The sequence below is a fragment of the Mycobacterium sp. genome, assembly GCF_049281135.1.
Classification (GTDB): Bacteria; Actinomycetota; Actinomycetes; order Mycobacteriales; family Mycobacteriaceae; genus Mycobacterium.
Map to the genome: position 1 here is coordinate 1 of NZ_JBAPRN010000064.1, position 3,460 is coordinate 3,460.

2 protein-coding genes and 1 pseudogene are annotated in these 3,460 nt (G+C 63.7%); 2 read left to right on the forward strand and 1 reads right to left on the reverse strand.

Annotated features, from left to right (window positions below):
* A pseudogene (locus WAN02_RS02570) lies at positions 1-333 on the forward strand (hypothetical protein); the annotation flags it as partial.
* 438 nt (positions 334-771) lie between these two features.
* Here WAN02_RS02570 and WAN02_RS02575 read toward each other — a convergent pair.
* Complete coding sequence (locus WAN02_RS02575; RefSeq protein WP_422262560.1) at positions 772-1,476, reverse strand: TetR/AcrR family transcriptional regulator; 705 nt, start codon at positions 1,474-1,476, stop codon at positions 772-774.
* Between the two features lie 324 nt (positions 1,477-1,800).
* Here WAN02_RS02575 and WAN02_RS02580 point away from each other — a divergent pair.
* Positions 1,801-3,460, forward strand: a 1,660-nt coding sequence (locus WAN02_RS02580) for a glycoside hydrolase family 5 protein (RefSeq protein WP_422262562.1), incomplete at its 3' end; no start/stop codon positions are given.

Sequence of the window (3,460 nt, forward strand, 5' to 3'; positions counted from 1 at the left end):
CTGCCCCCCGACAACAGCGGCCACGTATTCATCGAGACCAAATCCGGCCAGACCCGCTGCCAGATCGACAGCGACAGCGTCGGCTGCGAGGCGCAGTTCACCAACTCGCCTATGCAGGACGGCGAACGGGCCAACGGCGTCAACATCACCGCGAGCGGCGACGTGCAATGGGTGCTGGGCAACCTCGGCGACATCCCGACGGTGACCATCGACTACCAAACCTATGACGCGGCCGGCTGGACGATCGCCGCCGGCGAAAGCGGCACCCGATTCACCAACGAGCACACCGGCCACGGCATGTTCGTCAGCATCGAGAAGGTCGACACCTTCTAGCTGAGTCTAAAGCCACGTCAGAGCGCTAACGTGCCGACCTGGTCCATAGCAGAATCGGATTCTGTTGTTACACAAGGAGCTCCGACGAATCGCCGTGCCGCTATTAGTTACGGGGCGTAGCGGCGGCAGCCGGTGACGGATCTTTAGAAATAGGACTCGGGCGGTGAGAGCTACCCGGCTACAGCTGCTGTCCTGCTCGCGTGGGATCAGGCATGGAACGCCGCCTTCGATGAAGCGCTCGGGGAGCTCGCCGTCAACCGGACGAAGCTGATGCGAGTCCGCAACTTCCTGCCTAGCGCGCTTCGCGGATTGCGTAGGGAGGTCGGCATGAGCAGCTTCACTGATGCCGAGGCCGCTCGCCGCGGCATCATCGACGCCATTGTGAGTTACCTCGCTGACTAGCGATCCCAGACTGATGGCGGTGACAAGGATTGCGGCTTAACCACTTTGAGTAGCCAGAGCACGCTCCAGCCCGGACACCGCCAAGTCCAACTCAAATTCGAAACTGTGAGAGGGATCTTCGGCTCGCGCGCAGGCGAGGATGTGACGCAGTCCTGGGAACTTCTCGTCGGGCGCCTGAGACAGCGCGGTGGCGAGTTCGTATTCGTGCGGGTAAATCCCGTGTTGCACTTCGAGGAGTGCGATGTTCGCGTGGGTGAATGCGACGTTCGCGATCACGGTGAGAGCGCGCCGAGCGAGAAGGTGGCTGAAGCCGGCGCCCAGCAATGATTCGGTGACGCGCTCTGAGAGTTCCATCGCCGCCGCTCCACCCATTCCTCGAAGCTCAACGTAGGTGGCGGCGATCCCCACCTGGACGACGCCATCCCTAATGGCGCGCGCCCACACTTGCATTACGGTTTGCCAATCGGCATCCCGAGGCAAGTCCACTGTCGCGAGTTCTGACTCGAACAGGTCGGCGACGACCAAGTTGATGAGGCCTTGCCGGTTTCCGACGTAGTAGTGCAACGCCTTTCGGCTAACTCCCAGCGCATCGGCCACGGCCTGCATCGTTAATTCGCCCTGGGGTATGCGTCGCGCGGCGGCCACGATCTGTTCGCGGCTGATCTGCGAGGGACGACCGCCGACCCGCTGGCGAGTCTTGTCGGTCTCCTCGTCCTCGTTCGCCGTTGTTGGTGTGACCATCGAGCTCAATGGTAGAGCGGGCGTCCAGTCGTTGATGGCTCCAGATGATCGAGCTGGACGATCGCCCCGTCGGACGCCGTTGCAGCGAAACTCACCCGGGCGCGCCGATCACGCCGTTGACATCTCCCTGGCCGCAGGGTAAGAAATTCTCAGACTTAGTTTTCACCGCGCGGGAAAAACCCGGGTACGTCCGGCCGGTCTGCCCTCAGGGGACGGCAGCACCAGCAATTGAGGGAAAGGCAAAGGATGCCTCGTCGTCGCGGCTCCGAAGGTGATCGTCGGGCGCTTCTGCGCAGGCAACGCGGGCGTCGTCGCGTCGTTGGTGTGGGCACAGCCGCGGGGGCGTTCTTGGCCTTCGGGGTGACACCGCTGTTTTCTGCACCTCCGGCGCGGGCTGATGGGTTGGACCTGATCATCGAGCCCATCATCAATTCCCTATCGAGCCTTGACCCCACGCTGGCCGCCGATCTGGGTGCCCTCGCAACCAGCATCGACCCGTCGTTCGCTGTGGAGAATGCCGCGACCGCTGCGGCAATGGCCGAACCGGCCACGGCCGCGGGGTCGGCGACGTCCGCCGACCTGGCCCAGTCGTACACATTCGAACCGTTGGAGACTGCCGAGCAAGCATGGATCGCCAGCCCGACCGGTGAGCAGATCGACAACTTCCTCAACACGACCTTCGGGGAATTCCTCATTGGCAACGGTGCCCCCGGCACCGAAGCAGATCCCACCGGTGGCGCCGGTGGGTTGTTGTTCGGCGACGGCGGCGCCGGCTGGAACAGCACCGAAGCCGGAGTCGCCGGCGGTAACGGCGGCGGCGCCGGACTCCTCGGCGACGGGGGCCTCGGCGGTGATGGCGGCACCGGTGCCAGCGGTGGTGACGGCGGTGATGGCGGCTCGCTGATCGGCATCGGCGGTGATGGTGGCAACGCCGGAGACGGCACCGCCGTTGACGGTCTGGCCGCCCTCGGTGGGGCCGGCGGCAATGCAGGTACCTTCGGCGAGCACGGCATGGTCGGTGATTACGGCACGCTAAGTGCCGGTACCTCGCAGACCGCAGACGGGTCGCTTCTCCCCGTCACCCCCACCGGTGACTACCTGACGAACAGCGATGGTCAGGTCGTCCTTCTGCACGGGCTCAACGAGGTGTACAAAGAGGCGCCGTATGAGCCCGCCTCCGACGGGTTCAGCAACGATGACGCGGAGTTCTTGGCCGCCAACGGCTTCAACGTGGTGCGCGTCGGCGTCATCTGGTCCGAACTCGAGCCCGAGCCTGGCGAGTTCAACACCTCATATCTCGACTCGATCGAGTCGACGGTGCAAACACTGGGCAACAACGGCATCTACAGCATCCTCGACTTCCACCAAGACGCCTACAGCACCGCGTTCGGCGGCGAGGGCGCGCCGGACTGGGCCGTGCAGACCGACGGTGCCGCCAACACCGAGCAGACCTTCCCGCTGAACGAATTCTTCAATCCCGACGAGCAAAGCGCCTGGCAGTCGTTCTGGACCAACAGCGATATCTCCAACGGCACTGGCCTAGAAGACGACTACTCGCAGATGTTGGAGTACGTCGCCAACGCCTTCAACGGCAACCCCGACGTGGCCGGTATTGAGATCATGAACGAACCATCGCCCGGCGTGTCGACGTTCCTGTCGACCTTGCTCGGCAGCCCATATTTCGACAGCCAGCAGCTGACGCCGTTCTATGACCAGGCGGCCGATGCTATCCGGGCCGTCGACCCGACCACCCCGATCTTCTACGAACCCAACGTCCTGTTCGACGCCACCGTCCCCACCCACCTGGGCACCGTGGAGGCCACCAACACAGTCTTCTCGTTCCACGGCTACTGCGAGATAGACCTGGGATCTAGTTGCCTCCCCTCGTCGGCGAACATCAGCGATGCGCTGGCGTATGCGTCGGCGCAGGGTATTCCGGCATTCATGACCGAGTTCGGCAATCTCTATTCCAGCGCTTCCGACC

Coding starts and splice junctions, on each gene's coding strand:
- WAN02_RS02575 (WP_422262560.1), bottom strand. CDS start 1,476: ATGGTCACACCAACAACGGCGAACGAGGACGAGGAGACCGACAAGACT.